At 68.0% G+C, this 25,733-nt stretch carries 24 protein-coding genes; 9 read left to right on the top strand and 15 right to left on the bottom strand.

Annotation, left to right across the window (positions count from 1 at the left end):
- The first annotated feature begins 178 nt into the window (after positions 1-178).
- Together C8263_RS12795 and panB are read left to right on the top strand one after the other, a co-directional pair.
- On the top strand, positions 179-661 hold the full coding sequence (locus C8263_RS12795) for a DUF420 domain-containing protein (protein ID WP_107138520.1): 483 nt from the start codon (positions 179-181) through the stop codon (positions 659-661).
- Between the two features lie 204 nt (positions 662-865).
- Entirely contained in the window at positions 866-1,687 is an 822-nt protein-coding gene (panB, locus tag C8263_RS12790; protein WP_107138519.1) for a 3-methyl-2-oxobutanoate hydroxymethyltransferase, read from the top strand.
- A 76-nt stretch (positions 1,688-1,763) separates the two neighbouring features.
- On the opposite strand, the gene C8263_RS12785 is transcribed toward panB, so the two are convergent.
- From C8263_RS12785 to C8263_RS12775, 3 genes are all read right to left on the bottom strand, one after another.
- Positions 1,764-3,086 carry a Glu/Leu/Phe/Val family dehydrogenase gene (locus C8263_RS12785; RefSeq protein WP_107138518.1) on the bottom strand — a complete coding sequence of 441 codons (1,323 nt, stop codon included), beginning with the start codon at positions 3,084-3,086 and terminating at the stop codon, positions 1,764-1,766.
- 118 nt (positions 3,087-3,204) lie between these two features.
- Complete coding sequence (locus C8263_RS12780) at positions 3,205-4,449, bottom strand: Glu/Leu/Phe/Val family dehydrogenase (protein ID WP_107138517.1); 1,245 nt, start codon at positions 4,447-4,449, stop codon at positions 3,205-3,207.
- 324 nt (positions 4,450-4,773) lie between these two features.
- The gene (locus C8263_RS12775; protein WP_107138516.1) at positions 4,774-5,748 is read right to left on the bottom strand and encodes a polyprenyl synthetase family protein; all 975 of its coding nucleotides are present in this window, start codon (positions 5,746-5,748) and stop codon (positions 4,774-4,776) included.
- A 139-nt stretch (positions 5,749-5,887) separates the two neighbouring features.
- On the opposite strand from C8263_RS12775, the gene C8263_RS12770 reads away from it, so the two are divergent.
- The 3 genes from C8263_RS12770 (at position 5,888) to ruvB (ending at position 8,521) form a co-directional block, all read left to right on the top strand.
- Complete coding sequence (locus C8263_RS12770; protein WP_107138515.1) at positions 5,888-6,487, top strand: hypothetical protein; 600 nt, start codon at positions 5,888-5,890, stop codon at positions 6,485-6,487.
- A gap of 267 nt (positions 6,488-6,754) precedes the next feature.
- Positions 6,755-7,447: an SCO family protein gene (locus C8263_RS12765; RefSeq protein ID WP_107138514.1), complete on the top strand. Its 693-nt coding sequence runs from the start codon at positions 6,755-6,757 to the stop codon at positions 7,445-7,447.
- A gap of 75 nt (positions 7,448-7,522) precedes the next feature.
- Positions 7,523-8,521: a Holliday junction branch migration DNA helicase RuvB gene (ruvB, locus tag C8263_RS12760; protein ID WP_107138513.1), complete on the top strand. Its 999-nt coding sequence runs from the start codon at positions 7,523-7,525 to the stop codon at positions 8,519-8,521.
- Between the two features lie 43 nt (positions 8,522-8,564).
- On the opposite strand, the gene C8263_RS12755 is transcribed toward ruvB, so the two are convergent.
- Positions 8,565-9,227: a hypothetical protein gene (locus tag C8263_RS12755; protein ID WP_146160674.1), complete on the bottom strand. Its 663-nt coding sequence runs from the start codon at positions 9,225-9,227 to the stop codon at positions 8,565-8,567.
- A gap of 40 nt (positions 9,228-9,267) precedes the next feature.
- Here C8263_RS12755 and C8263_RS12750 point away from each other — a divergent pair, with 40 nt between their 5' ends.
- Positions 9,268-9,627 carry an ArsC/Spx/MgsR family protein gene (locus C8263_RS12750; RefSeq protein WP_199188397.1) on the top strand — a complete coding sequence of 120 codons (360 nt, stop codon included), beginning with the start codon at positions 9,268-9,270 and terminating at the stop codon, positions 9,625-9,627.
- Entirely contained in the window at positions 9,624-10,400 is a 777-nt protein-coding gene (locus tag C8263_RS12745; RefSeq protein WP_107138511.1) for a hypothetical protein, read from the top strand. The genes C8263_RS12750 and C8263_RS12745 overlap by 4 nt, the downstream gene beginning before the upstream one ends.
- On the opposite strand, the gene C8263_RS12740 is transcribed toward C8263_RS12745, so the two are convergent.
- From C8263_RS12740 to C8263_RS12710, 6 genes are all read right to left on the bottom strand, one after another.
- Complete coding sequence (locus C8263_RS12740; protein WP_107138510.1) at positions 10,393-12,423, bottom strand: molybdopterin oxidoreductase family protein; 2,031 nt, start codon at positions 12,421-12,423, stop codon at positions 10,393-10,395. The two genes, C8263_RS12745 and C8263_RS12740, sit on opposite strands and share 8 nt — an antisense overlap.
- 263 nt (positions 12,424-12,686) lie before the next feature.
- Entirely contained in the window at positions 12,687-13,079 is a 393-nt protein-coding gene (locus C8263_RS12730) for a VOC family protein (RefSeq protein ID WP_107138508.1), read from the bottom strand.
- Between the two features lie 13 nt (positions 13,080-13,092).
- Positions 13,093-13,506, bottom strand: a complete 414-nt coding sequence (locus tag C8263_RS12725) for a VOC family protein (RefSeq protein ID WP_107138507.1) — start codon at positions 13,504-13,506, stop codon at positions 13,093-13,095.
- Positions 13,507-13,508: 2 nt separating this feature from the next.
- Positions 13,509-14,984 carry a DHA2 family efflux MFS transporter permease subunit gene (locus tag C8263_RS12720; RefSeq protein ID WP_107138506.1) on the bottom strand — a complete coding sequence of 492 codons (1,476 nt, stop codon included), beginning with the start codon at positions 14,982-14,984 and terminating at the stop codon, positions 13,509-13,511.
- Positions 14,985-15,006: 22 nt separating this feature from the next.
- Positions 15,007-15,564, bottom strand: a complete 558-nt coding sequence (locus tag C8263_RS12715) for a DUF4287 domain-containing protein (RefSeq protein WP_107138505.1) — start codon at positions 15,562-15,564, stop codon at positions 15,007-15,009.
- Positions 15,565-15,568: 4 nt separating this feature from the next.
- The gene (locus C8263_RS12710) at positions 15,569-15,985 is read right to left on the bottom strand and encodes a VOC family protein (RefSeq protein WP_107138504.1); all 417 of its coding nucleotides are present in this window, start codon (positions 15,983-15,985) and stop codon (positions 15,569-15,571) included.
- 171 nt (positions 15,986-16,156) lie between these two features.
- Between C8263_RS12710 and C8263_RS12705 the strand changes: the two genes are divergently transcribed.
- Positions 16,157-16,813, top strand: a complete 657-nt coding sequence (locus tag C8263_RS12705; RefSeq protein WP_107138503.1) for a winged helix-turn-helix transcriptional regulator — start codon at positions 16,157-16,159, stop codon at positions 16,811-16,813.
- 177 nt (positions 16,814-16,990) lie between these two features.
- Here C8263_RS12705 and C8263_RS12700 read toward each other — a convergent pair whose 3' ends face one another.
- The 4 genes from C8263_RS12700 to C8263_RS12685 form a co-directional block, all read right to left on the bottom strand.
- Positions 16,991-18,061, bottom strand: coding sequence for a M4 family metallopeptidase (locus C8263_RS12700; RefSeq protein ID WP_107138574.1), 1,071 nt, complete (start codon positions 18,059-18,061; stop codon positions 16,991-16,993).
- A 98-nt stretch (positions 18,062-18,159) separates the two neighbouring features.
- Entirely contained in the window at positions 18,160-18,969 is an 810-nt protein-coding gene (dkgB, locus tag C8263_RS12695) for a 2,5-didehydrogluconate reductase DkgB (protein ID WP_107138502.1), read from the bottom strand.
- A gap of 49 nt (positions 18,970-19,018) precedes the next feature.
- On the bottom strand, positions 19,019-19,489 hold the full coding sequence (locus C8263_RS12690; RefSeq protein WP_107138501.1) for a hypothetical protein: 471 nt from the start codon (positions 19,487-19,489) through the stop codon (positions 19,019-19,021).
- Positions 19,490-19,498: 9 nt separating this feature from the next.
- A complete protein-coding gene (locus C8263_RS12685; protein ID WP_107138500.1) occupies positions 19,499-19,702 on the bottom strand; it encodes a hypothetical protein in 204 nt (67 codons plus the stop codon).
- A 79-nt stretch (positions 19,703-19,781) separates the two neighbouring features.
- Between C8263_RS12685 and pnp the strand changes: the two genes are divergently transcribed.
- Positions 19,782-21,947, top strand: a complete 2,166-nt coding sequence (gene pnp, locus C8263_RS12680; RefSeq protein ID WP_107138499.1) for a polyribonucleotide nucleotidyltransferase — start codon at positions 19,782-19,784, stop codon at positions 21,945-21,947.
- Between the two features lie 145 nt (positions 21,948-22,092).
- On the opposite strand, the gene C8263_RS12675 is transcribed toward pnp, so the two are convergent.
- On the bottom strand, positions 22,093-25,392 hold the full coding sequence (locus C8263_RS12675; RefSeq protein ID WP_158263799.1) for a beta strand repeat-containing protein: 3,300 nt from the start codon (positions 25,390-25,392) through the stop codon (positions 22,093-22,095).
- Between the last annotated feature and the right edge of the window lie 341 nt (positions 25,393-25,733).

Here is a 25,733-nt window from a genome sequence, read left to right as displayed (position 1 = left end):
CCGCCCGCGGCCCAATCAGCGGCCCAGTGCAGGGCGGGCGCGGCGGTCAACACCCGGCATTCTACCGGGGCCGGGCCCCAGCAAATTGTCCCCGGTGCCCGGCCCGGTGCTTGCGCCCCCCTGCCCGCCGGGGGTGGACACCTGCCCTGTGCGGCGCCCCGTACACTGCGGCTCGACTATGGCGGAAACCATCAACCAGTGGGCGGTCATCACGATCATCCTGAGCGGCATTGCCCTGTGCGTGGGCGTGTACCTGATCCGGCGGGGCCTGCGCGAGGCCCACATGCGCGCCATGGTGACGGCCGTCACGCTGGCCAGCATCTTTCTGGTGCTGTACCTCACCCGGCTGGCCCTGGGCTACGAGAAGAAATACGCGGGCCCCGAGGAGTGGCGGCTGGCCTATTTCGTACTCTTGATCAGCCACATCATTCTGGCGGCGGCCAACCTGCCGCTGGCGCTGGGCGCCGTGTGGAACGCCTGGAAGGGCCTGAAGGCGGCCGGTAACCTGGGCAACATTGACGCGCCCGCCGCGCGCGGCTACTTCAACAAGCACCGCGCCTGGGTGCGCTGGACCGTGCCGGTGTGGCTGTACGTGGCAGTCACTGGCTGGATCATCTATCTGGTGCTGGGCCGCTGGGGTGAAGTGATCAAGGGCGGTTGAGCCCAGGACAGTGACTCCAGAAAGAACAGTGGGCCCAGCGCTCCGGCCACTTGCCCAACAAAGCCCCCCCACTCCAGGGCGGGGCTTTGTCGTGCGGCCCCGGTGCTGGGTGGGCGCTGGTGCCGGGGGGGCCTGTTTCCACCGCCGCCCGCCCTGGGGGCCCCAGTCCAGCCGCGCCCGCCCCCCTCTGTTACGCTGCCGGGCATGAAACGCAGCATTCCCGAGTTGCAGGCACTGGCCCAGCCCCTGGTGATGGTCACGGCCTACGATTACCCCGGTGGCCGCCACGCCGAGGCGGCCGGGGTGGACGTGATTCTGGTGGGTGACTCCCTGGGCAACGTGGTGCTGGGCTACGACTCCACGGCGCCCGTCACCCTGGGCGACATGATTCACCACGCCCGCGCGGTGCGCCGGGGGGCGCCCGACACCTTTATGGTCGTGGACCTGCCGTTTGGCACCTACCACACCGGCGTGCAGGACGCCATGCGCAACGCGGTCAGGGTCATTCAGGACACGGGCGCCGACGCCATCAAGATGGAAGGCGCCACCCCCGAGATTCTGGAGGTGGTGCAGACCCTGACCCGCAACGGCATTCCGGTGATGGGCCACGTGGGCCTGATGCCGCAGACCGCCACCGCCCAGGGGGGCCTGCGCGTGCAGGGCAAGGACGACGCCTCGGCCCGCCTGACGCTGGAGGGCGCCCTGGCCCTGGAAGCCATGGGGGCTTTCTCGGTGGTGCTGGAAGCCATTCCCGCCCGGCTGGCGCGCCTGATCAGCGAGCGGCTGGCCATGCCCACCATTGGCATTGGCGCTGGCCTCCACTGTGACGGTCAGGTGCTGGTGACCCACGACCTGCTGGGGATCTATGAGGGCGAGGAGAAGAAGATCGCCAAGCGCTACGCCGAACTGGGCCGCGCCGCCCGCGAGGCCATTGCCACCTACGCCGCCGAGGTGCGCGGCCGGCAGTTCCCCACCAAGGAGAACGCCTTTGTGATGAAGGATGACGTGCTGGACAAGCTGTACTGAGGTTGATGGGAAAAGGGTGATGGTTGATGGAAAAAGCCCTTCTCCATCAACCATCACCCTTCAACCCTCTACACCCTTAGGGGTACAGTCCCCGCAACGCCCGGGCTTCCAGCACGCGGGTGCAGGCCACGATGTACACCGCCGTGCGCAGGGTCACGCCGTGGCGCTCCTTGACGTCCCACAGGCTCAGGAAGGCTTCGCTCATGATGCGGTCAAGGCGCTTGTTGATCTCGTCCTCGGTCCAGAAGAACGAGGAGAAGTCCTGCACCCATTCAAAGTACGAGACCGTCACGCCGCCCGCGTTGGCCAGCACGTCCGGCACCACAGTCACGCCGCGCTCGGCCAGCAGATCGTCGGCGGCGGGCACAGTGGGGCCGTTGGCGCCCTCCACGATCAGCCGCGCCTGAATGCGCCCGGCATTCTCCAGGGTGATCTGTTTTTCCAGCGCGGCGGGAATCAGCACGTCGCAGGCCACGTCCCAGAACTCGTCGCGCTTCAGTTCCTCGGTGCCGGGCAGGCCCACGATCTTGCCGGTGCGGCGCAGGTGCTCCAGCGCGGCAGCCGGGTCAATGCCGGCGGCGCTGGCAATGGTGCCCGTGACGTCCTGAATGGCCACGACCCTGGCGCCGTGCTCATGGAAGATGCGCGCGGCGGCCTCGCCCACGTTGCCGAAGCCCTGCACCGCAATGCGCGCGCCCTGCATGGGCATGCCCAGCTTCTTCATGGCCTCGGCGCCGGTGACGAACACGCCGCGCCCGGTGGCGTCGCCGCGCCCCAGGCTGCCGCCCAGCGCCACGGGCTTGCCCGTCACCACGCCAGTGGCGGTGCGGCCCACGTTCATGGAATAGGTGTCCATCATCCACGCCATGGTCTGCGGGTTGGTGTTCACGTCGGGCGCGGGAATGTCCTTGTCCGGCCCGATGATCAGGCCAATTTCGGTGGTGTAACGGCGGGTCAGGCGTTCGAGTTCGCCGGTGGAGTACTTGCGCGGGTCAATGCGGATGCCGCCCTTGCCGCCGCCGTAGGGCAGGTTCACGGCGGCGTTCTTGACGGTCATCCAGGCCGAGAGCGCCATCACTTCACTGAGGGTCACGTCCTGGTGATAGCGGATGCCGCCCTTGGCCGGCCCGCGCGAGGTGTTGTGCTGCACGCGGTAGCCCTCGAAGTGCGCCACCGTGCCGTCGTCGAGGTGAATGGGCACGTCCACGACCAGAATGCGCTTGGGGCGCTTGAGGGTCTCGGCCCAGTAGGCCAGCTTGCCCAGGTAGGGCGTGACGCGCTCCACCTGCTCCAGGTAGATCTCGTAGGGCCCGATGTTGTTGGGGTCCAGGTAGCTGGGAATGGCGTGCGCGCCGGTCTTGGGGCCAGCGGTGTTGGCGGGGTCTTGCGTGGTGGTCATGCGGGGAAGCCTCCTTCGGAGGGGAAGTAGGACGTGGAGTGTGGGGAGTAGGAACAGCAGGAGCAAATGCTCTGGCTCCGGCTTCTGGCCATCGGCCACCGGCCTTTGGCCCTCTGCGTTACGGGTACACGCCCCTCATCACAGTCGCGCTGTGCAGGCGGTTAAGCGCCAGGGCGTAGGCAGCCGTGCGCAGGTCGGTCTGGCAGGTGCGCTGCGTGGCCAGCACCGCGTCCAGCGCAGCGTTCACCCGCATGTCAATGGCGGCCAGAATCTCCTCTTCCATCCAGAAGAAGTTGCTGGCGTCCTGCACCCATTCCAGGTAGTTCACGATCACGCCGCCAATGCTGGCGATCAGGTCGGGAATCACCTTCACGCCGCCCCCGGTCAGGAAGCGCTCGGCCTCGGGCAGCACGGCGCGGTTGGTGGCTTCGACCACGTAGCGCGCGCGGATGGTGTGGGCGTTGCCCGCGTGAATGGTGCCGTAGTCGTAGGCCAGCATCAGCGCGTCCACGTCCAGCTCGGTCACTTCCTCAGGGGTGATGTCGGTGGCAAATCCAGCCACCGTGCCTTTCTCCTCGCGCCACGCGGCCAGGGCGTCCAGGTCCAGGCCACTGCTGGCAAAAGTCGCGCCGTCCTGGTCGCTCACCGCCACCACCAGCGCGCCCTGGGTGGCCAGCGTCTCGGCGGCCTTGCGGCCCACATCGCCAAAGCCGTACACCGCCACGCGGGCGCGCTCCAGGCTCTCGCCGGCCGCTTCCAGCACGCGGGCCGTAACCAGCGCGGCCGAGCGGCCCCGGGCGTCCTTGCTGCCGTAGCTGCCGCCCAGCGGAATGGGCTTGCCCACCACCACGCCGTTGCTGGTGGTGCCGGTGTTCTCGGTGTAGGTATCCAGCATCCAGGCCATGGTCTGGGCGTCGGTGCCCACATCCGGGGCCAGAATGTCCTCGTTGTGCCCAATGAGTTCCACCAGTTCGCTGGTGTAGCGCCGGGTCAGGCCCTCAAGCTCATGGGGGGTCAGGGTCGTGGGGTCCACGTCCACACCGCCCTTGGCGCCGCCCAGCGGCAGGTCGGCCACCGCCGCTTTCAGGGTCATGATGGCGGCCAGCACCTCGCACTCATGGGCACTGACCCCCGAGCGCAGGCGCACGCCGCCCATGCTGGGCCCGCGCGAAGTGCTGTGCACCGTGCGGTAACCCTTGAAAACACGAATGCTGCCGTCGTCCATGCGCACCGGCAGGTTCACGCTGACCGTGCGTTTGGGGTACTTGAAATACGCGAGGGACTGGTCCGTGACCTCGCAATAGGGCAGCGCCTGCTGGAGTTGCTCCATGAGGCCCTGCCAGTTGAGTCCTGATGCCCGCATGTGACGGTCTCCTTCCCTTCGGGTGGGAATGTGGGGGGTTAAGGTGGATTGGCTGCCCGAAGCATACACGCCCCTTCCGGGTCGCATAGACAGGGCCCGCCCCGCGCGGGGGCCGCGCTGGCCGCCCCCGTTGTAGCGGCCCCCGGCGCCCGGGTCAAGGCGGCGAAAGCGCGCTGTACACGGTGCAAGCCTGAAGCGCTTCCAGTGCGCTCAACCGTGGGTGGGCGCCGCCCAGGTTCGCATTTGAAAGGCACGGAACAGGGCCGCCGCCCGTCACACCCTGGCCGCAGCTGTTCGGCAATGTCAGACGGTGGGCAGGGGCGCTCAGGCCCGGCGCTGAATCTCGCGCGCTGCCAGCTGGGCCAGGGCGCTTCTGGCCTCGGAGGGTGGCAGGGCCTGCAGGGCAGAGGTGGCCAGCGCCGCGCGGCGGCGAATCTCCTCCTGGGTCGCTGCCAAGGCGCCGGCCTGGGCGGCCAGGGTCTGCACGCGGGCCACGTCGCCCGGCTGGGCCGCGCGGCGCTCCAGCACCTCGCGCACCTCGTCGGCGTGGGGGCCGTCCAGCAGGTACAGCACCGGCCCGGTCGCCTTGCCCTCGCGCAGATCGCCGCCCACGGGCTTGCCGGTGCGGGCCTCGTCACCGCTCAGGTCCAGCAGGTCATCTTGCATCTGAAAGGCCATGCCGAATTCGCGGCCGTAGGTGGCCAGGGCCTCACGCGCGGGCGCCGGGGCCCCCAGCAGCGTGGCGGGGGCGGCGGCAGCCAGTTCGGTGAGGGCCGCCGTCTTGCCGTGAATGACCTGCAGGTAATTGGTCCAGCTGTACTCCCCGTAGGCGGCCACCTGAAACTGCAGCACCTCGCCCTCGCACACCACGCTGGCCGTCTCGCCAAACAGGCGGGTCAGCTCGGGGCCGCCGGGCAGCGTGGCCAGCAGCACCAGCAGCCGCGAGAGCATAAAGTCGCCGCTCATCACGCTGACCACGTTGCCAAAGCGCCGGAAGGCGGCCTGCTGGCCCCGGCGGGTATCGGCGTCGTCAATCAGGTCGTCGTGCAGCAGGGACGCGGAGTGCAGCAGTTCCACCCCCACGCCCAGGTCGCGTACATGGCGCCAGGTGGGGTCGCCAGGCCCGGCGCCCAGCGCCTGCGCCGCCAGAAAGGTCATCAGGGGCCGCACGCGTTTGCCGCCCGCCGCCACCAGATCGTCCCCGATCAGCTCAATAAACTCCACGCGGGAGCGCAGCACCTCGCGCAGCCGCGCTTCAAACGCTGCGTCGGGAAGGGCCACCGCTGCCACACCAGTCATGGGGTCAGTATAGAAAAGGCCCCCCGGGCAAAACGTACCGCGCCCGACCTTGGGCGGGGGGCTTTCTCAAGCAAGTCGCAGGGGCCGCGCGCCCTTTGTCCCTCGCAGTTCACAGGCGGCTCATGCTACAAAACGGGATATGGAAAGCGTTGTGGCTCTCTTTCGCGAACCTCGGCAGGCCCAGGGCGTGCTGCAGGACCTGCAACAGCGCGGCTTTGACCGCGACCACCTGGGCTTTGCTCTGGCCGACGTGGTCGCGGAGGACGACATTGCGCAGCAGACCGGCGTGAGCCCCGAGGCTGGGGAACCCGCCGGCTCGGCGTCCGTGATCCGGGGCATGATCGGCGGCACCCTGGCGGGGCTGGCCCTGACCGTGCCCATCTGGCTGCTGCTGCTGGCCTTTCCGGTGACCCGCATCTACCAGGAAGGGGGCCTGTTTGGCATTCTCTTCGGCGTGATCGGCGGCGCTTCACTGGGCGGCCTGTTCGGCGCGCTGGCGGGCAGCGACCACGGCGACTACGTGAAGCTGCTGCGCCGCATGGGCGTGCCTGCCGCGCAGGCCGAGAAGTTTTACCAGGGCATCAAGGGCGGCCACGTGCTGGTGATTGCCCGCGACCCCAGCGGCGCGCGCGCCGACGAGGCCCTGAGCCTGATGCGTAAGCACGGGGCCGTGAAACTGGACGAGGTGGTGGGCGGCGGCCGCCTGCAAAGCGAGCGCACCGGCCAGGACGGCCACTGAGCAGCAGGGAAGAAGACAGGAGCGTTCCGGGTCTGAGCAGGGCCCGGAGTTTTTTTGTGGTGAAGAGGCAAAGCCACGCCGCCACGGCAAAAGCTGCCTTTGACCGCCAGGCCTGATGCCCTGAGCGCCCCTGCCCCTCCTGCCTCTGAACCCGTAACGGAAGCCGTCAGGTATGGCCCCAGTTGCCTGGGGGTGGGGCCACGCCGGCAACGACGCTGCCCACGCCTGGGACACCCCACCCTTCTGTCCTCCTCTACCCTGAGTTCCATGAAGCGCCTTACGCCCCAAGCTGTCACAGCCTTTCTGCTGCTGCTGGCCGCCGTTCTGGCCGCCCTGCTGCTGTGGCGCGGGCGCCCGGCCCCGCTGGGGGGCGAAGCGCTGGACGAGCCCAAGCCCCTGCCCGCCCTGACGCTGGTGAACGAGCGCGGCCAGCCCACCACCCTGGCCGCCAGCGACGGCCGGCTGCGGCTGGTGTTCTACGGCTTTGTGCGCTGCCCGGATGTCTGCCCCGCCACCCTGGCGAGCCTGAAGAACACCTATGCGGCCCTGAGGCCCGAACAGCAGGCGAAGGTGCAGGTGCAGTTCATCACTGTGGATCCAGAGCACGACACCCCCGGCGTGGTGCGCGACTACCTGAGCCGCTTTGACCCGGCGTTTACCGGCCTGACGGGCAAAGCCGCCGCCATTGACCAGGCTGCCCGCGAGATGTTCGTGGCGAACGTGAAACCCCTGCCTGCCCAGGACCACAGCGCCCATACCAATGGGGGCCAAAATGCCAGCGGAGCGGCGAATGCCCAGACCGCTGGCGCCAGCGCCGCACAGGCCGCCCGGCTGCACGGCGATCAGGTGAGCGTGGTGGACGGCCAGGGGCGCTTTGTGCGCCTGTACGGCAACGCATCGGTGATTGATGGCACCCTGGACCGCGACCTGCCGGGCCTGATCCGGCAGTACACGAACTGAGGTGGGGCCGTCCTTCTCTACCCTTTGTGCCCCAACTTATTCCGCTCTGGGCAGAATCGCGCTACACTGTTTGGTATGACTGAACCGCTCGATGCCGCCCTGCGGCCCAAGACCCTGACGGAGTATGTCGGGCAGGAGCGCCTGAAGGAGAAGTTGACAGTGTATCTCCAGGCCGCCAAGGGGCGGCGCGAGGCGCTGGACCACACGCTGCTCTTCGGGCCGCCCGGCCTGGGCAAGACCACCCTGGCACACATCATTGCGCACGAACTGGGCGTGAACATCCGCGTGACCTCCGGCCCAGCCATTGAAAAGCCGGGCGACCTGGCCGCCATCCTGACGAACAGTCTGGAAGAGGGCGACGTGCTGTTTATTGACGAGATTCACCGCCTGGGCCGCGTGGCCGAGGAGCACCTGTACCCCGCGATGGAAGATTTCAAGCTGGACATCGTGCTGGGGCAGGGGCCAGCGGCGCGCACCATCGAGCTACCGCTGCCGCGCTTTACGCTGGTGGGCGCCACCACCCGCCCCGGCCTGATCACCGCGCCCATGCGCAGCCGCTTTGGCATCATTGAGCACCTGGAGTACTACACCCCAGAGGAAATCGGGGTGAACCTGCTGCGCGACGCGCGGCTGCTGGGCTTTGGGCTGGTGGAGGAAGCGGCCATTGAAATTGGCGCCCGGTCACGCGGCACCATGCGCATTGCCAAGCGCCTCCTGCGCCGCGTGCGCGACTACGCCGAGGTGGCCGGCGAGAGCACCATTGAACTGCCGCGCGCCCACGACGCCCTGGACAAGCTGGGCCTGGACAGCGCCGGCCTGGACGACCGTGACAAGAAGTACCTGGAGACCCTGATTCACCGCTTTGCAGGCGGCCCGGTGGGCGTGGACACGCTGGCTACCGCCATCAGCGAGGACTCGCTGACCCTGGAAGACGTGTACGAGCCCTACCTGATTCAGCTGGGCTTTATCAAACGCACGCCGCGCGGCCGGGTGGCCACCGCACACGCCTACGACCACCTGGGCCTGCCGGTCTCGGGCCACTCCGACGACGGCCCCGGCTTCTACGCGAACTGAACCTGAGCCTTCCGGCCCGCTGGCGCCCACCAGCGGGCCGCTTTTATTTCAGTTCAAAGGACACCCAGGGGCCGGTGTACGCCGTGATCACCCGCGCGTTGCGGAGGGTCACCGGGCCAAACTGGTCATTGGTGTCCAGCTCCTGAACGTCCTCGACGGCGTTCCAGCCGGGCTGCAAGGTCAGGTCGTAGTGGGTGACGCCATCGTCGCAGCGTTCCGTGCCCACCATGCGGCCGGGGGCCTGCGCGTACACAAACATCACAAAGTTCAGCGTGAGGCCGCCCCCTGTGTTCCTCGTGACCTCTCCGGCGCGCACATAGTATTTTTTGCCGCCGGCGTCGTATTCGGGGGCGCCCAGGTACTGCACGGGGGCGTCCTGCTCGACCACCAGGGCGCTGACGTCGCAGGACCGGCCCCGGCTGGCCTTCCAGTCGGCCAGCGACCCCAGCCGGGCGCGGCCCTGCAAGGCGGTGTCCAGGCTGAAGTTCAGGGTGCCGTCCGGCAGCACGCGGCCGATGGCAAAGCGCTGGCGGCCGTCGCGCCAGTACAGTGGCGCAGCTTTGTCCAGTTTGGCGGCGCGCAGCAGCGGCCCCTGGACCACGAGGGCGGCGGGCGGAGTGGTCGGCACGGTGGTTGATAGGGTGGTCGTCTGGGCCCCCACCACAGACGTCAGGAGGAGAAGGAGAGCGGGCCAGAGGCGGTTCACGTGCCCCAGGATACGCGCCCGCCGGTCTACACTGACCCCCATGAGCGACCTTCAGGTGCAAATTTTCGGCACCCGCAAAAGCAAGGAGACGCGCGCCGCCGAGCGCTTTTTCAAGGAGCGCAAGGTCAAGGTGCATTTCGTGGACCTGCACGAACGGCCCATTGCCCGGGGCGAACTGACGCGCTTTGTGCAGAAGTACGGCCTGAACGCCCTGCTGGACCTGGACGGCAAGGCGTATGAGCGCAGCAACCTCGCCTACCTGCGCACCACCGAAGAAGGCGTGATTGCGAAAGTCATGGAAACACCCGAGCTGCTGAAGCTGCCGCTGGTGCGCGGCGGCAAGGTGCTGGCGGTGGGCGACGACATGGACGGCTGGAAAGCGATGGTGGCGGCGGAATGAATCGCCAGCGCGGTGGGCAGGCCACCCGGATCTGGCTGGCGGGGGCAGCCCTGATGGCCTGCGCGCTTCCCGGAGCCCAGGCGCGGCGTGGCGGCGCAGAGCCGCCTGCCGTTACCGCCTTTCAGGTGGTAGGCCTGCCCGGCGAAGTGCAGGTGCTCCGCACGGGGCAATTCCTGCGGAGCTACCCTGTGCCCAGGGGCCAGGAGGCCCTGACGCTGGTCAGCGGTGATCGGTTGGCCCTGGTCACGCAACCCCAGGCGCAGTGGGCGGACTACCGCCTTCAGGTCTATGACCTGACAACCGGGCGACTGGTGTCCCAGCAGACCCAGGTGGGCCGGGTGTCGCGGCTCTATGCCCTGGGCCGTGACCTGTTTGTGGAGGCCACCAGTTCGGGGGCGGGCCTCAGCCAGCGCACCCTGGTGCAGGCCCTGCAAGGCCCAGCCAGCGCCCTGCAGATTGACGGCTGGCGCCAGGCGCAGAATCCCCGGAGTGTGCTGTTTGACTCGCCCAATGGGGCGTACAACCCCTACGAACCGGTGGCGCTGAACTTTTTCCGCTACGACCTGGATGCCCGCACGCTGCGGTCTCTGAGCTTCGCGGTTCCGGCCCGGACGGGCTGCGGACCGGTTGAGAAAGACGGCACGCTGGACGAACGCGAAACCTACACCGCCCGCGAAGTGGTGGCGACCCGCCATGACCGCTGTGGGGTCTTTGAGGCGCGCTTTGACTGGACGGCGCCGGCCCGCCGCCCAGAGATCCGGCCTCTCAGGTAACAGGCACCAGCCGAACGCGGGTGTTGTGAAAGGTGCTGCCGCCGCCCAGGTCGGTCAGGGTCTGGGCCGTCAGTTCGTTGATGCTGGTGCCGTCCGGGGCCGAAAGCCCCCACCACGTTCCCTCCACCACAGCGGTGCCGGGCTGCGTGACGTCTGTAACCTTCACGCGGCGGCGCACCGCGCCAATCTCGGATTCCAGGCGCGCATACGCGGCGTCGTGAAGACCAAACGCCTGGGCGTCGTCAGGGTGGACCAGCACGTGCGGCTCGTTTCCCTCGGCGCGGTTAAGGTTCTCCAGATTGCCGTAGGTGGAATTCAGGAAGTGATGCGCGGGCGGCGTGAGCAGGCGCACCGGGTACGCGGCGTTCAGGGCGGCGTCCGGCTCGCGGTGCTGCGGGGCGGGCGACAGTTGCACCTTGCCGCTGGGGGTTTCTGCCCCGTGGGCGTAGGGCAAAAACAGCTCGGGGAGGTTCAGGCGCACGCTGCCTTCCGCCTTCAGGCGCCCTGGGGTGATGCCGGCCAGGTGCGGGTGGTCGGTGGTCAGCACCTCGGCCAGCAGGTCGTCCACGGTCCAGTACACACTGGGCTCGGTGATGCCCAGGCGGCGGGCGAGCTGCTGCATCACCCAGGAGTTGGGGCGCGTTTCGCCGGGGGCCTGAAGCTCTGCGTGGTTGTAGCCCAGGTGGTGGTGGCCGTAGCTGGTGTACAGGTCCGGGTGTTCGGCAAAGGTGGTGGCCGGCAGCACGTAGTCGGCCAGGCGAGCGGTTTCGGTCATCGCCTGCTCCAGCACCACCACCAGCAGGTCCTCGCGCGCCAGCCCGGCGCGCACCCGCCCGGCGTCGGGGGCCACCACGGCGGGGTTGCAGTTGTAGATGACGGTGGCCCCAAAGCCCGCCTCGGGGCGCAGGGCGCCCGCCAGTTCGTTCATGTTCACGTGCGGGGTACCGGGGCGAATCAGGTGCGCGCCGCCCAGGCGGGTGCGGTTGAGCTTGAATGCCCCGCTGGCGCTGAGGGCGCAGCCGCCACCCCGGTGCCGCCAGTCGCCGGTCAGGGCCGGGATGAGCGTTACCGCGCGCAGGTTGGTGCCGCCGTGCTCGTGGCGGGTCATGCCGTAGCCCACGCGAATGTAGGTAGGGCGGGTGGTGCCCACTTGCCGGGCAAAGTCGCGGACCACTTCGGCGCTCAGGCCCGTCACCTCGGCGGTGCGCTCTGGGGTCCACTCGGCAGCGGCCTGCCGAAGGTCCTCAAGGCCCACGGTGGCCTCGGCCAGATAGGCGTCGTCGGTCCAGCCGTGCGCGAACAGCTCGTGCATGACGCCCAGGGCCAGCGCCGCGTCGGTGCCGGGCCTGAGTTTCAGGTGCTCGTCGGCAAAGGCCGCCGTGCGGTTGCGGTACGGGTCCACGGCAACGATGCGTGCCCCGGCCTTGCGCGCCGCCGTCAGGTGCGGAGTCAGGTGGCTGTTGGTGGACAGCGAATTGATGCCCCACAACACGATCAGGCGGGCGTGGGCCACGTCCTGTGGGTCCACCGCGTAGCGCGTGCCGTAGCCCATCGCCCAGGCCTCCGTACCGGCGGTGGCGCAGATGGTTTCGTCCAGCTCCGGGGTGCCCAGCGCGCGGAACAGGGCGTGAACATGGCTGCCTTCCATCAGGCCCATCGTGCCCGCGTAGTGATAGCGCAGGATGCTCTGCGGACCGCGCGTGTCCAGCAGCCCCCGCAGCCGGGCCGCAATGTCGTCCAGCGCCTCGTCCCAGGACACCCGCTGCCACACCGGGGCCTCGGTCTTGGCGTTCATGCGCTTCAGGGGATACAACGGCCGCTCGGGGTGGTTGGCGCGCGCCGGGTAATGCACCGTCTTGGCGCAGGCAAAGCCGCGCGTGACCGGGTGGGTGGGGTCGCCAGTCAGCTTGCTCATCCGCTCCTGGCCGTCCTCACCGCGCGTCAGGGTGACCTTGAGGCGGCAGGCGTCGGGGCAGTCCAGGGGGCAGGTGAGCAGCACTTCACGGGAGGCGGCAACCGTCATGCCCGGCAGTCTAGAGCGGCGCTCCGGGGCGCACTCAGAGCCACTTTACACAGGCAGGAGCAGGCCAGGTCAGCCGGGGCGCAGGGTCAGACCCCGCGCCGCCAGCGCCTCCCGGAGCCGCCGCACTGCTGTTGGCCCCACCCCATGCAGGGCCAGTAGGTCCCGTTCTGTTAGCCGGGCCACCTCTGGCAGGGTGGAAAGGCCAGCTGCGGCCAGTGCCCGTAAGGCTGGGCGGCCAAGGGCAGCCGGCAGCGCGTCGGCCGTCACGGCACGTTCAGCTGCCAGGACACGCCAAAGCGGTCATTGACCCAGGCAAAGTGGGTGCTAAAGCCGTAGGTGTCCGGCGGCATCAGCACCTCGCCGCCTGCTGCCAGCCCCGTGAACAGGCGCTCGAAGTCGGCCAGCGCCAGCCTGTCCACAAACAACGACAGGGAAGGTGTAAAGGTAAAGGCGTGTGGAATCGGGCTGTCGGACACGCGCAGGCGCTGGCCCGCCAGTTCCACCTCGGCGGTCATGATCGTGCCGGGGGCGCCGGGACCGTCCGGGCCGTACTCCTGCCGGCCAATCACCCGGGCGCCAGGGAACAGGGAAAAGTAGAGGTCCAGCGCCTCGGCGGCGCGGCCTTCAAACATCAGGGCGGGGGTCAGCTGGGTCATAGGCACTCTCCTGTCAGGGCCGGGTGGTGATTTGCTGCACGGCCCAGCGGTTGCCGTCGGGGTCGCTCAAAAACAGAAAGCCTACGTTGTTCAGGTCGTCGCCAGGGCCAGCGGGGCGGGGGCCGCCTGGGCCCAGCACCTGCACCTCGCCCACCGCTACGCCGCGCGCCGTCAGTTCGGCGTGGGCGGCGCGGACATCGTTGACAACCAGTTGCAGGCCGTGCAGTGAACCTGGGGCCATCGAGCTCAGGCCGTCGCCCAGCACCACCGAGCAGCCAGACCCGCGCGGGGTGAGCTGCACGAGGCGCCGTCCACCGCCCAGCTGCGTGTCGTGGTCCACCACAAAGCCCAGGCCCTCGGCATAAAAGGCCACCGCCCGCGCCACGTCACTCACGGGCACCACCACAACTTCCAGGGTCCAGTTCATGCTCAGTCCCCGGGGTGCGCCAGCGCAGAGGCGTCAGTGGCGACGGGGGGTGCCTGCCGCGACGCGCGCAGCCCCAGGGCCAGGCCCACAGCCAGTACGCCCACGCCCGCCGCTGCCAGAAAGGCCAGGTGCAGCCCCGCCACCTGCGCGTCAGGGGCCGGGGTGCCCGCTGCCGTCAGCTGGGCCGCGCGCCCTGCCATCAGGGCCACCAGCAGCGCCGTCCCGGCGGCCCCCGCCACCTGTTGCAGCGTGCTGAGAATGGCGCTGCCGTGCGAGTACAGGTGTGGCGGCAACGGCGACAGACTGCTGGTAAAGACCGGCGTGAACAGCAGCGCCAGCCCGCCGCTCAGAGTCAGGTGCAGGGCCAGCAGCGCCCAGATAGGGGTACTAGCGTCAATGCGGCTCAGGCCCAGCAGCACCGCCGTCATCAGGACCGTGCCGGGCAGCGCCAGCGGGCGCGGGCCAATGCGGTCGTACAGCCGCCCCACGCCCGGCGCCAGCAGCCCCATCAGCAGGCCGCCTGGCAACAGCAGCAGCCCGGTTTGCAGAGTGCTGAGGCCACGCAGGTTTTGCAGGTACAGCGGCAGCAGAATCATGCCGCCAAACAGCGCCACCATGGCAATCACCATCAGGCCCACGCCCAGGGCAAACTGCGGAAACCGGAAGGCGCGCAGGTCCAGCAGCGGGGCGTCACGGCGTTGCAGCGCCACCTGCCGCCACAGGAACGCGGCCAGCGCCACGGCGCCCACCAGCAGGGGCACGCCTGTCTGGGCATTCAGGCCCCCGCCGCCCCCCTCGCCCACCTGGCTCAGGGCATACACCAGCCCGCCAAAGCCCAGTGCGGCCAGCGGCACCGAGGGCAGGTCCAGCGCCACCGGGCGCGGCGTGCCCACATTGCGCAGGGTGCGCGCCCCGTAGACCAGGGCCGCCAGCGCCACCGGCAGCACGAACACGAACAGAAAGCGCCAGGGCAGCACCTGCAAAATCAGGCCCGACAGGGTGGGGCCAATGGCGGGCGCCACCGAGATGACGATGCTGAGGCTGCCCATCACGGCGCCGCGCTGCTGGGCGGGCACCAGGGTCAGCACCGTGGTCATCAGCAGGGGCAGCATGATGGCCGTGCCCGACGCCTGCACCACCCGCGCCAGCAGCAGCGGCACAAAGCTGGGGGCCAGGGCCGCCAGCAGCGTCCCCACGCAGAACAGCCCCATCGCCGTGAAGTACACGGTGCGGGTGGAGAGGCGCTGAAGCAGGAACCCGGTAATGGGAATGACCACCGCCATCGTCAGCATGAAGGCGGTGCTCAGCCACTGGGCCAGGCGGGCGCTCACGTTCAGGTCGGCCATCAGGCGCGGCAGGGCCACGTTCATGATGGTCTCGTTCAGGATGACCACAAAGGTCGAAATCAGCAGCACCAGAATGACGGTGCGGTCGCGGGGCAGCAGGGCGCTGGGCGGGGGGGCGTTGTGCGCGGTCATGGGGGCCTCCGGGGCAGGGGGGTCAGCGGGCCTGGTAGGCGGCGCGCAGGGCGTCCAGCAGGGCAGCGTCTGGCTCAGCAGCCGGCTCTGTGGGCTGGGTCAGGCGCAAGCGGTGGGTCACCATCGTGTTCCATGACCCGGCCGGCTCAAAGGGCGCCGCAGGCAGGAGGCCGGGCAGGCGCAGGCCCACATCTGCCCCCCTGACGCCCGGCTGCACCAGGGCAAATTTCTTGCCGCCGCGCGTGAGGCTCACGTAGGACTCGGTGGGGCCCACGCCCACATCGTCGCCCAGGGTGCGGGCGTGGACCAGCAGGGCGGTCCACAGCGGCTGCCAGCCCGCCTTTTTGCCGCTGAACAGGGCGCTGACGCGCTCTTCCTCCGGGGCGCGGCGGGTCTCGGCCTTCAGCAGCGCGGCGGCCACCGCCGTGGCGTGACCGTGGCCCAGGCCGTACTCCGTTTTCAGCCACGCCACGATCTGGCCGTGTTTCTCCAGCCCCTTTTCGTCGGCCAGCTCGCGGAATTCGGGCACCGTCTTTCCGGTCTGGGCCTGCACAGCATCCAGGTACGCCTGAAACGACACGCGCTCAGTCCGCCTGGGGCGCTTCGGCGTTCAGCAACCAGTGGATGCCGTAGCGGTCGGTCAGGTGCCCAAAGGTAGACCCCCAGAACGACAGGCCCAGGGGCTGCGTGACCGTGCCGCCCCCTTCGGCCAGTTTGGCAAAGGTGGCGTGGGCCTCCTCGGCGCTGCCGCACTGCACCATCAGCGAGACCGACTGGCTGCGCCCGATGTCCTGCGACATATCCGACGCCAGCAGCGTCAGGTCGCCGGAAACCAGGCTGCCGTGCAGCACGCGCTCCTGCATCTCGGCGGGCAGCTGTGCGGCGACAGGGGACTGCGCCACCGTCATCAGGTCAAGGGTGCCCCCCAGGCACGCCTGGTAAAAGGTCATGGCTTCCTGGCACTTGCCGTTGAATCCGAGGTAGGGCTGAAGCTGTGGCATAGCGGGCTCCTCTGTCGGTTCGGGGCGTGGGTGTCCGTCCGCCACACGACCCGGTGGCGGGCCGCAATTGTGCCCGAACTTCCTTTGACCTATTTAGCTTAGGACAGAATACTCCGCAATTGCAAGTCCTGACTCCATTTTCCGGAGTCAGCAGGCTACACTGAAGGCTCGATGCCTGGAAAGCGCGTGTACGACGATGGCTGCGCCGCCGCCCACGCCCTGGACCTGATCGGGGAACGCTGGGCACTGCTGGTGGTCCGTGAACTGCTGCCCGGCCCGCGCCGGTTTACCGACCTGCAAGAGGGCCTGCGCGGCATCAGCCCCACGGTGCTGACCCAGCGCCTGAACGATCTGGAGGGAACAGGTGTGGTGCGCCGAGAGCAGTTGCCGCCCCCAGCCAACGCGCGGGTGTATGCCCTGACCGACTGGGGGCGGGAACTGGAACCCGTGCTCCAGGCCCTGGGCCGCTGGGGCGCGCGCTCGCCCCGCCGCCCGGCCCAGGCGCCCATCACCACCGCCACGCTGCTGGCCGCGCTGAAAACCATGAATGGCGGCGGGCTGCCCCAGGCCAGTGTGGCTCTGAATCTGGGACCAGAGGGCAGTTACACCGTGCACCTTCAGGGCCAGCACGCCGAGGTCAGCCCTGGCCTGAACCCAGCAGCCGAGGTGACCCTGAGCGGCGCGGTCGGCGCGCTGGGGGCCGTGATTTTCGGCGGGCAACCACTGGCAGATGCGGAAGCGGCAGGGGCGGTGAAGGTGGAAGGGAAGCGTGACGTAGCCCAGCACTTTGTCCGGGCCTTTCCGCTGCCGCCCCTGGTCGAGGTCTAATACCAATTCCGAAAAATTCCGTAGGGCCCCTTCTCTGGGGTGGGGGTGCAGTCAAACGCAGGCCGTCCATACCGGGCGGTTCGGCCAACGCATGCATAGCGTCACCCCTCCCCCACCACTGCGCCGCCTGGCACCGGGTGGGCACGCTCTCTGGTCAAGCGTCAGCCCGGCCGCTCCTCAGCGCAGAATGCCGCGCGCCGCAAAGGCGGCGTGGACCACCCCGGCCTGGGTCCTGCCGTACATCGCCTGCGCGGTATCCACCGTCGCCTGGGCCGCCGCCGCAAAGCTGGTGTCGGGGCGGAACCGGAACTGGGCATTCACGATAATCCGGTCAGCCACGGAGGCCCCCAGGCCCTGGCGGATGTCCCACAGGGCGCGTGACCAGATTTCGCCGTCGGCGTGTACCGAGCCGCGCAGGTCCTCGGGGTAGTGCTTGTTCGTGTCGGTGCGGCGGATGCAGTGCGGGGTGGCGGTGGTATAGGACACGCTGTCCCAGTCCATCAGGCAGGGCAGCGGCGTGCGGATGGGCGCGCCGTAGGCCCTGGCCACCGCTTCGCCCACTGTCAGGGCCAGATAATCCCCGAACGCCTCGCCAATGGCGCCCGCTTCCGGGCTGCTGCCAAAGCCCGGCACCTGCGCCGCGTGGACCGCATGGCCGTATTCGTGGACAATCACCTCGCCGTCCTCGGCGTCGTCCACGCCGCCCTTGCCCATGCGGATGATGTCCGGGTGGTCATTCTGGTACGAGTTATCAAGGCCGTACTGCCCGACCTTGATCTGCTGCTGGTCGCTGTTGACCGCCGGCAACGTGCGCCCGAACCCCAGTGACTGCAGGTACTTCTGCGCTTCCGTGATCCAGAAATAGGCCATGACCTGCTCAAACTGGTCCTGGTCGCGGGTGAAGTTGAAAGGGCCAGTGCCGTAGACCGGCGTGCCTGTTTCGCTGACCACCCGGGCGTAGGTGCCGCTCAGGGAGCCGCTGCCGTCCAGATGGGTCAGCGTCACGCCAAAGTAGGCGCTGGCCGGCACCGCCGAGGCCGCATCCTTACTGTCGGTCAGGGTCTGGTCGCCGGTGCTCTGAATGGGGTTGGTCAGGAATACCCGCGCTGCCGCCGTGGTCTGCCCGGTTGGGGGCTTTCCGTTGCCGCCCTGCGCGCTCAGGGTACCGGCCGGGGTCTGCTGGCCGCATCCGGCCAGCAGCGAAAGGCTCAGCAGTCCCGTGAGGGCCATCCGTACACTGGGTTTCATGGTGGGGGCAGTGTACTGCACCGCCGCCCCCAGCCCCCGTCTGCCATCTCCTGGCCCGAATGGAAGCGGTGTTGCCGCCGCTGGGGCCAGAGGTCGCCTCAATCCCAGTCAGGCCGGGCGCTTTCGGGGTTGGCAATCCGGGCCGTTTCGCCCTGTTCCAGCCCCCCTATGCGGGCCATCTCCTCGTCTGTCAGTTCTAACGTCTGGGCTTTCAGGTTGCTCGCCAGATTCTCGCGCTTGGTGCTGCTGGGAATGACGCTGTGGCCCTGGCGCAGCGCCCAGGCCAGTGCCACCTGCGCGGGCGTGGCGCCGTGCGCGCGGGCGATGTCTCCCAGCACCTCATCGTTCATGACCTTGCCCACCGCCAGCGTCATGTAGGAGGTCAGGTGGATTCCTTCCCGGTGGGCAAAGTCCACCAGGGTGCGGTTTTGCAGGTAGGGATGGATTTCCACCTGATTGGTGGCGATGGGCACGCCGCCCAGCACCTCGCGCGCCTGCTTCAGGCCAGCGATATTGAAGTTGGACACGCCCAGGTTGCGGGTCAGGCCCAGTTCGCGCGCCTCGGCCAGCGCGGCCAGGTATTCCTCCGGGCGCACCTCTCCCTTCGGCACCGGCCAGTGAATCAGGGTCAGGTCCACCTGCTCCACGCGCAGCTTCTCCAGGCTTTCACGGAGGCTGTCCAGCAGGGTCTGGCGGCGGTAATGGGCAGGCTTGATCTTGGTCGTCAGGTACACCTGCTCGCGCGGTACCCCGCTCTGTGAAAGCACCTCGCCAATCTCGCCCTCGTTGTCGTAGCCCTGCGCGGTGTCAATGGCGCGGTAGCCGAGTTCCAGGGCGTCGGCCACCACGCGGCGCACCACATCATCCTTCAGCCGAAACGTGCCCAGTCCAAATGCCGGTACAGTCATGGTGGTTCCTCCTGTGTGAACCCCAGGATAGGGCGCCGGGACAGCACGATCAGTTCCGGGGGCCGTAGCCGTCCAGGCCGCGCCCCCGCCAGCCCCAGGAGAACGCCGGGTCACGGGTACTCATCACAGAAAACCGGGTGGTCCAGGTGGCCTCACCCAGGGCGACGTCCACGGCCACGCGCCCGGTGGTCCACAGCGCCCACACCCACAGCGGCACCAGCAGCCAGGGCAGAAGGCGGCGTCTGGACCGCAACAATCGCCGCAGCCCATGAACGGCCAGACCACACCCCAGCCCATACACCGCCCAGTCCAGCAGCAGCGGCGCCAGAAAGTAGGCGTCATATTCACTGGACACCAGACCCCAATGCGTAAACGGCAGCGGAAAGCCGTACTGGTACAGCGTGGCGTAGCCCTGGTCCCATTCGGCCTTCACGTTCACGGTGGTGCGCATGGTCATGGCGTGCAGCAGCACCCAGGACAGGGGGACGGTCAGCCGCAGATGGAGGCAGTGGGCCGTCATGCGCCTGAACTACCGCAGGGCCGAGCCCGGCCAGCGGACAAATGAGCCCAGCAGGAGCAGGCCGCCCAGCAAGACCAACGTCTGATCGTTCAGGATGGGCCACATCGCTGTCAGGAGAGTCCCCAGGACGCGGAACATCCAGCGCCACGGAAGGTCAAGGGTGGTCACAACATGAATCAAGCCCTCCAGCAGGCCGCCCAGCAGATCTCTCATGGCTTTCCTTACGCGCCTGCGCGGCCAATCGTTGCGGGGGCCCGGTGTGGGCCGCACGGCGCGGGATAGACTGCCTTCCATGATTGGAAAGACCTATACGACGATGCTGGGCGACCGTGAGCTGAGCATCGAGACGGGCAAGCTGGCCAAGCTCGTCAGCGGCAGCGTGACCCTGCGCTACGGCGACACGGTGGTGCTGGTGACCGCCCAGGCCCGCGAAGAAAAAAGCACCCTGGACTTTCTGCCCCTGACGGTGGAATTCGAAGAGCGCCACTACGCCGTGGGCAAGATTCCCGGCTCCTTTCACCGCCGCGAGGGGCGCCCCGGCGAGCGGGCCATTCTCTCGGCGCGCATCACGGACCGCCAGCTGCGCCCACTGTTTCCCAAGGGCTACCGCCACGAAACGCAGGTGATTATCACGGTGCTCTCGGCCGACGGCCAGAACCTGCCGGATGTGCTGGGGCCCATCGGCGCCTCGGCGGCGCTGACCATCAGCGACATTCCCTGGCAGGGGCCCACCGCCTGCGTGCGGGTGGGGCAGGTGGACGGCCAGTTCATCCTGAACCCCACCGTGGACCAGCTGGCCGCCAGCCGCCTGGACCTCGTGGTGGCGGGCACCCGATCGGCCGTGATGATGGTCGAGGCCGGCGCCCAGGAAGTGGGCGAGGACGATCTGGTGGCCGCCATTGAATTTGCCCACGCGGGCATGCAGGGTGTGCTGGACGTGATCGAGCGCATGCGCGCTGAACTGGGGCAGGAGAAGTTCAACTTTCTGGCCGACGGCGACCTGAGCACCGACCTCGTCCCTGAACTGGCCGAGCAGGCGCGCGCCGCTGGTCTGCGTGACGCCCTGCTGACCACGAAGAAAAAGGAGCGCAGCGCCAATCTGAAGGCCCTGCGTGAGCGCCTGATTCAGGCCCGCATTCCCGAGGGCGAGGTTGAGGGCGCCGAGGAGCGCGTGGCCGCCCTGAAAAGCGCCTTTGGCAAGGTGGAAAAGCAGGAACTGCGCCGCCTGATCCTGGACAACGACCTGCGCGCTGACGGCCGCAACGCGAAGACGGTGCGCCCCATCTGGATCGAGGCCCGCGCCCTGCCCCGCGCCCACGGCAGCGCCATCTTCACGCGCGGCGAGACGCAGGTGCTGGGCGTGGCCACCCTGGGCACCGAGCGCGACGAGATCCTGATTGATGACCTGACCAGTGAAACCGGCGACAAGTTCCTGCTGCACTACAATTTCCCGCCGTATTCGACCGGCGAGGTCAAGCGCATGGGCGGGCAGTCGCGCCGTGAAGTGGGGCACGGCCACCTGGCCAAGCGGGCCATCCGCGCGGTGCTGCCCTCGTTTGAAGAGTTCCCCTATGTGATTCGTCTGGTGGGCGAGGTACTGGAATCCAATGGCTCCAGCTCCATGGCCACCGTCTGCGCGGGCACCCTGGCCCTGATGGACGCGGGCGTGCCCATCAAGGCGCCCGTGGCCGGTGTGGCCATGGGTCTGGTGATGGAGGGAGACGCCTACCGCGTGCTCACTGACATTCTGGGCCTGGAAGACGCGCTGGGCGATATGGACTTCAAGGTCTGCGGCACGGCCCAGGGCGTGACCGCCCTGCAGATGGACATCAAGGTGGGCGGCATTACCCCGCAGATCATGCGCGAGGCGCTCTCTCAGGCCCGGGAGGGCCGCCTGCACATCCTGGGCAAGATGGCCGAGGTGCTTGGTGCCCCCCGCCCCGAACTGAGCCCCACGGCGCCGCGCATTGTCAGCCTCAAGATCAACCCCGAGCTGATTGGCAAGGTGATTGGCCCTGGCGGCAAGCAGATCCGCGAACTCGAAGCCATGGGCGCGCAGATCACGGTGGAAGAGGACGGCACCGTTCGGGTGTTCTCGGCCGACAGCGCCGCCGCCGAGGCGGTCCGCGCCCGCATTGAGGGCCTGACCCGCGAAGCCAAGGTGGGCGAGATTTTTGAGGGCACCGTGGTCAAGACCGCGCCGTTCGGGGCCTTTGTGAACCTCTTCCCCGGCCAGGACGGCATGCTGCACATCTCGCAGATGAGCGAGGAGCGCATTAACGCCGTCGAGGACGTGCTGAACGTGGGCGACAGGCTGCAGGTGAAGATTGCCAACATTGACGACCGGGGCAAGATTGACCTGATCCGCCCCGAGCTGGAAGGTAAGGTGGCCCCGCGCGAGCCCCGCGCGCCGCGCCCCGGCGGCGACCGGGGTGGCCGTCCCCCCCGCCGCGACTGAAGCGGAGGAGCAACAACCCCCCCCAGCCACAGCCGCTGGGGGGTTTTCGTTGGGGGCCGCCAGCTGAACGCAGGCATGGCACTCTCTGGACCAAGCAGGGCGCCCCTCCAATGATTTGAAGGGGCGCCCCAGGTTTGTTGTGCCCTTACCGAATGGTGGTCTGGAAGCAGGCGGTGGCGGTTTCGCCAGCGGCCAGGGTCCCCAGGTTCAGGGTCAGGGTGCCCCGGCCAAAGGTCCCGCCGGTGGCCGTCAGGGTCCCGGTGTCCGCGTCGGCCGCGCTGGTGCGGTAGGTGACCCCGCCGCGCGTGACCTTCACCCCGAAGCCGGTGGCCGCGCTGGGCTCCTCGGCGTCATAGGCGGTGAGCAGGGCGTTCACGTTGCCGGGCACCTGATCGGTCAGCACGTAACCGGGCAGATCGGCGCCGCCCAGGTTGCTGGCGTCCAGGCAGTACTCCAGCACCTCGCCGGGCTTGCCGCCGCCCGTCGTCCCGAAGCGGGCCACACCGCCATTGTCACGCACATCGGCCGTCACGTTGCGCACGCGCTTGGCCACATCGTTCAGCACGAAGCGGGTGGTCACGGCCGCCGAGGTGTTGTTGGCGGCGTTGCTGTCGCCTGCTGCCACGAGGCTGGCGGTGTTCTGCACGCTCTTGACGCCGCCCACAGGCCGGATGGTGGCATCGGCCGGCGCCGTGACTGTCAGGGTCAGGTCGGTGTTCGCGTTGCCCGCCACGCTGGTCAGGGTCCAGGTGACGGTGCGGGTGCCGGCAGTGTAGCTGCCGCCATTGTCGGCGCTCACGAAGGTCAGGCCCGCAGGCAGCACATCGGTCACCGTCACGCTGCCGCTGGCCGTGGCGGTGGTATTGGACACGCGGATGGTGTAGGCGAAGGTCTCGCCCGGTTTGGCAAACGCCGGCCCCGTCTTGGTAATTGCCAGATCAAAGGTGGCGCTGACGGTATTGGTGTCGGTGGCGCTGTTATTGCCCGGGGTGGGGTCGGTGGTGCCGCTGGGCACAGCGATGGTCGCGGTGTTTGCCACGCTGCCACTGGTGGCGGTCACGGTGGCCGTCACGCGAATTTCGTAGAAAGCACCGCTGTTGAGGAGGGGCAGGGCGTAGCCGCTTTGCAACTGGGTCACGCTGGGGGTGGTGCCTGCCGTGCACTGTCCTGGGGTGCCAGAGCAGGCCACGGCCGTGAAAGTCAGGCCCGCAGGCGCCGCGTCCGTCAGGGTAGCGCCTGTTACCGCGCTGGGGCCGTTGTTCGTCACCCGAATCGTGTAGATGGTGCTGCCGTTCGTGTTCACCGCGCTCACGCCGTCAGTTTTCGTGATGCCCAGGTCGGCCACAGGGGTCACCGTATCCGTGTCACTGGCACTGTTGTTCCCGCCAACAGGGTCAGTGGTGCCAGTGGGCGCCGTGATCGTCGCCGTGTTCGTGACACTGGTGGCCGCAGCCGAGACGGTGGCCGTCACTGTGATCTCGAAGAACTGGCCGCTGTTCAGCGCGGGCAGGGCGAAGCCGCCTGCACTTTCCAGCTGCGCGGCCGTGGGCGTGGTGCCGGCCGTGCACTGGCCGGGTGTGCCCGAGCAGGCCACCGCGCCCTTGGTCAATCCCGTGGCGGCAGCGTCGCGCAGCACCGCGCCCGTCACCGGGCTGGGGCCGTTGTTCGTTACGCGAATGGTGTAGGTGGTCGTGCCGCCTGCGTTCACGGCCGTTACACCGTCGGTCTTGGTGATGCTCAGGTCGGCCACGGGCGTCACGGTGTCGGTGTCGGTGGCGGTGTTGTTGCCGGGGGTGGGGTCTACCGTGCCGGTGGGGGCGTCCACCGTGGCGGTGTTGGCCACGCTGCCGCCCGTGGCGGTCACGGTGGCCGTCAGGGTGATTTCGTAAAAGGCACCGTTGGCTAGGGCAGGCAGGGCAAAGCCACTGCCGCTTTCCAGTTGTCCCGCTGTGGGCGCCGCAGCGCAGGTGTTCCCCGTGGCGCCCGAGCACGTCACCGTGCCCTTGATCAGGCCCGTGGCCGCCGCGTCTTTCAGAATGGCGCCCGTGACGCTGCTGGGGCCACCGTTGGTCACGCGGATGGTGTACGTGGTCGTGCTGCCCGCGTTCACGGCGGTCACGTTGTTGGTCTTGGTAATGGCCAGGTTGGCGACCGGCGTGACCGTGTCCGTGTCTGAGGCGCTGTTGTTCGTGGTATCCGGGTCGGTGGTGCCGCTGGGGGCGGCGACGGTCGCCGTGTTGGTCACGCTGCCACTGGTGGCCGTCACGGTGGCGGTCAAGCTCAATTCGTAGAACTGGCCGCTGTTCAGCGCGGGCAGGGCGAAGCCGCCTGCGCCTTCCAGTTGCGCGGCCGTGGGTGTGGTGCCGGCCGTGCATTGTCCCGGTGTGGCGGAGCAGGCCACGGCGCCCTTGGTCAATCCCGTGGCAGCGGCGTCACGCAGCACCGCGCCCGTCACCGGGCTGGGGCCGTTGTTCGTTACGCGAATGGTGTAGGTGGTCGTGCCGCCCGCATTCACGGCCGTTACGCTGTCGGTTTTGGTAATGGCCAGGTTGGCGACCGGCGTTACGGTGTCAGTGTCCGAGGCGCTGTTGTTCGTGGTATCTGGGTCTGTCGCACCGCTGGGGGCCGCGACGGTCGCCGTGTTGGTGACGCTGCCACTGGTGGCGTTCACGGTGGCCGTCACAGTGATCTCAAAGAACTGGCCACTGTTCAGGGCCGGCAACGCAAAGCCACCCGCACTTTCCAGCTGTGTGATGGTGGGTGCAGTGCTGCACTGTCCCGGCGTGGCCGAGCAGGCCACTGCCGTCTTGGTCAGCCCTGTGGCGGCGGCATCGCGCAGCACAGCGCCTGTCACGGTATCGGGGCCATTGTTGGTCACACGCACTGTGTATGTGGTGGTGCCACCCGCGTTGAGTGCCGAGACGCTGTTGGTTTTGGTGATGGCCAGGTTAGTGCGGCGATTGATAGTGACGTCGCGTGTGCCGGTGTTGTCAGCGACTGTCGTGGTTTCGGTGACGCCGCTGGTGGCCGTGGCCGAGTTGGTCACGTTGCCAAATACCGCGCCGTTGGCCGTGGCTGTAATGCGGTAGCGGACATTCTGAGTGCCCAGCTGAGTGGCGATAGCACTGGTGCCGCCCCAGACCTTGCCGTCAGGGTCAATGCGCCGCACAGATGGTGTCGTAATGGTGGTGACGCCGCCGCTGACGCTGGTGGTCACGCCGGTCAGCGTGGCCCAGGTGGTGCCGCCGTCATAGCTGATTTCAGTGCTGTTGTAGGTCAGCCCCTGAGGCAGAGTATCTACCGTGACCACGTTCAGGGCTTCGGTCACCCCCTGGGCATTGTCCACCGTCAGGATGTACCGGAGGCTGTCGCCGTTGGTGATGGTGGTCGCGCCGCCCTCAATAGTCTTGACAAGACGAACATTCGGATTGGATGCATTTGCCATTAGGACGAGGCTATGCGCCAAGATACGTTCTCCCGTTGGAGAAGCAATGGTCCCCGTAATCGTTGTAGTTCCAGCGGGAATAACAGAAGTTGGCGCAATGAATGTAGCGATATCCAGAGCGCCTGTCGCAGATGCTCCTGTATTGGTAGAACCACCCTGAAGGATGTCAACCCCACTTTCATCTGTCACCGAGACAGCACCAACAAAAAAATTGCCGGCGGCACGGTTGGGAGAACTCAGAGTGGTTGCTGTTGCATTGAGATTCGATTGAAGAGAGAGAGAATCTCCTGTAGCGTCAAAGTCGCCATCAGCAGCCATCGCTGTGATTTTCGATACTCTAT

This window comes from Deinococcus arcticus (assembly GCF_003028415.1).
GTDB classification, from domain to species: Bacteria; Deinococcota; Deinococci; order Deinococcales; family Deinococcaceae; genus Deinococcus; species Deinococcus arcticus.
Note: the sequence above shows the minus strand (reverse complement) of the source record. Positions and strands in the feature narration are given on the sequence as shown.

Bases quoted from the DNA above. Each gene is read 5' to 3' on its own strand.
- C8263_RS12795 (WP_107138520.1), top strand. From the start codon at position 179: ATGGCGGAAACCATCAACCAGTGGGCGGTCATCACGATCATCCTGAGC.
- panB (WP_107138519.1), top strand. From the start codon at position 866: ATGAAACGCAGCATTCCCGAGTTGCAGGCACTGGCCCAGCCCCTGGTG.
- C8263_RS12785 (WP_107138518.1), bottom strand. From the start codon at position 3,086: ATGACCACCACGCAAGACCCCGCCAACACCGCTGGCCCCAAGACCGGC.
- C8263_RS12780 (WP_107138517.1), bottom strand. From the start codon at position 4,449: ATGCGGGCATCAGGACTCAACTGGCAGGGCCTCATGGAGCAACTCCAG.
- C8263_RS12775 (WP_107138516.1), bottom strand. From the start codon at position 5,748: ATGACTGGTGTGGCAGCGGTGGCCCTTCCCGACGCAGCGTTTGAAGCG.
- C8263_RS12770 (WP_107138515.1), top strand. From the start codon at position 5,888: ATGGAAAGCGTTGTGGCTCTCTTTCGCGAACCTCGGCAGGCCCAGGGC.
- C8263_RS12765 (WP_107138514.1), top strand. From the start codon at position 6,755: ATGAAGCGCCTTACGCCCCAAGCTGTCACAGCCTTTCTGCTGCTGCTG.
- ruvB (WP_107138513.1), top strand. From the start codon at position 7,523: ATGACTGAACCGCTCGATGCCGCCCTGCGGCCCAAGACCCTGACGGAG.
- C8263_RS12750 (WP_199188397.1), top strand. From the start codon at position 9,268: ATGAGCGACCTTCAGGTGCAAATTTTCGGCACCCGCAAAAGCAAGGAG.
- C8263_RS12745 (WP_107138511.1), top strand. From the start codon at position 9,624: ATGAATCGCCAGCGCGGTGGGCAGGCCACCCGGATCTGGCTGGCGGGG.
- C8263_RS12740 (WP_107138510.1), bottom strand. From the start codon at position 12,423: ATGACGGTTGCCGCCTCCCGTGAAGTGCTGCTCACCTGCCCCCTGGAC.
- C8263_RS12730 (WP_107138508.1), bottom strand. From the start codon at position 13,079: ATGACCCAGCTGACCCCCGCCCTGATGTTTGAAGGCCGCGCCGCCGAG.
- C8263_RS12725 (WP_107138507.1), bottom strand. From the start codon at position 13,506: ATGAACTGGACCCTGGAAGTTGTGGTGGTGCCCGTGAGTGACGTGGCG.
- C8263_RS12720 (WP_107138506.1), bottom strand. From the start codon at position 14,984: ATGACCGCGCACAACGCCCCCCCGCCCAGCGCCCTGCTGCCCCGCGAC.
- C8263_RS12710 (WP_107138504.1), bottom strand. From the start codon at position 15,985: ATGCCACAGCTTCAGCCCTACCTCGGATTCAACGGCAAGTGCCAGGAA.
- C8263_RS12705 (WP_107138503.1), top strand. From the start codon at position 16,157: ATGCCTGGAAAGCGCGTGTACGACGATGGCTGCGCCGCCGCCCACGCC.
- C8263_RS12700 (WP_107138574.1), bottom strand. From the start codon at position 18,061: ATGAAACCCAGTGTACGGATGGCCCTCACGGGACTGCTGAGCCTTTCG.
- dkgB (WP_107138502.1), bottom strand. From the start codon at position 18,969: ATGACTGTACCGGCATTTGGACTGGGCACGTTTCGGCTGAAGGATGAT.
- C8263_RS12690 (WP_107138501.1), bottom strand. From the start codon at position 19,489: ATGACGGCCCACTGCCTCCATCTGCGGCTGACCGTCCCCCTGTCCTGG.
- C8263_RS12685 (WP_107138500.1), bottom strand. From the start codon at position 19,702: ATGAGAGATCTGCTGGGCGGCCTGCTGGAGGGCTTGATTCATGTTGTG.
- pnp (WP_107138499.1), top strand. From the start codon at position 19,782: ATGATTGGAAAGACCTATACGACGATGCTGGGCGACCGTGAGCTGAGC.
- C8263_RS12675 (WP_158263799.1), bottom strand. From the start codon at position 25,392: ATGGCAAATGCATCCAATCCGAATGTTCGTCTTGTCAAGACTATTGAG.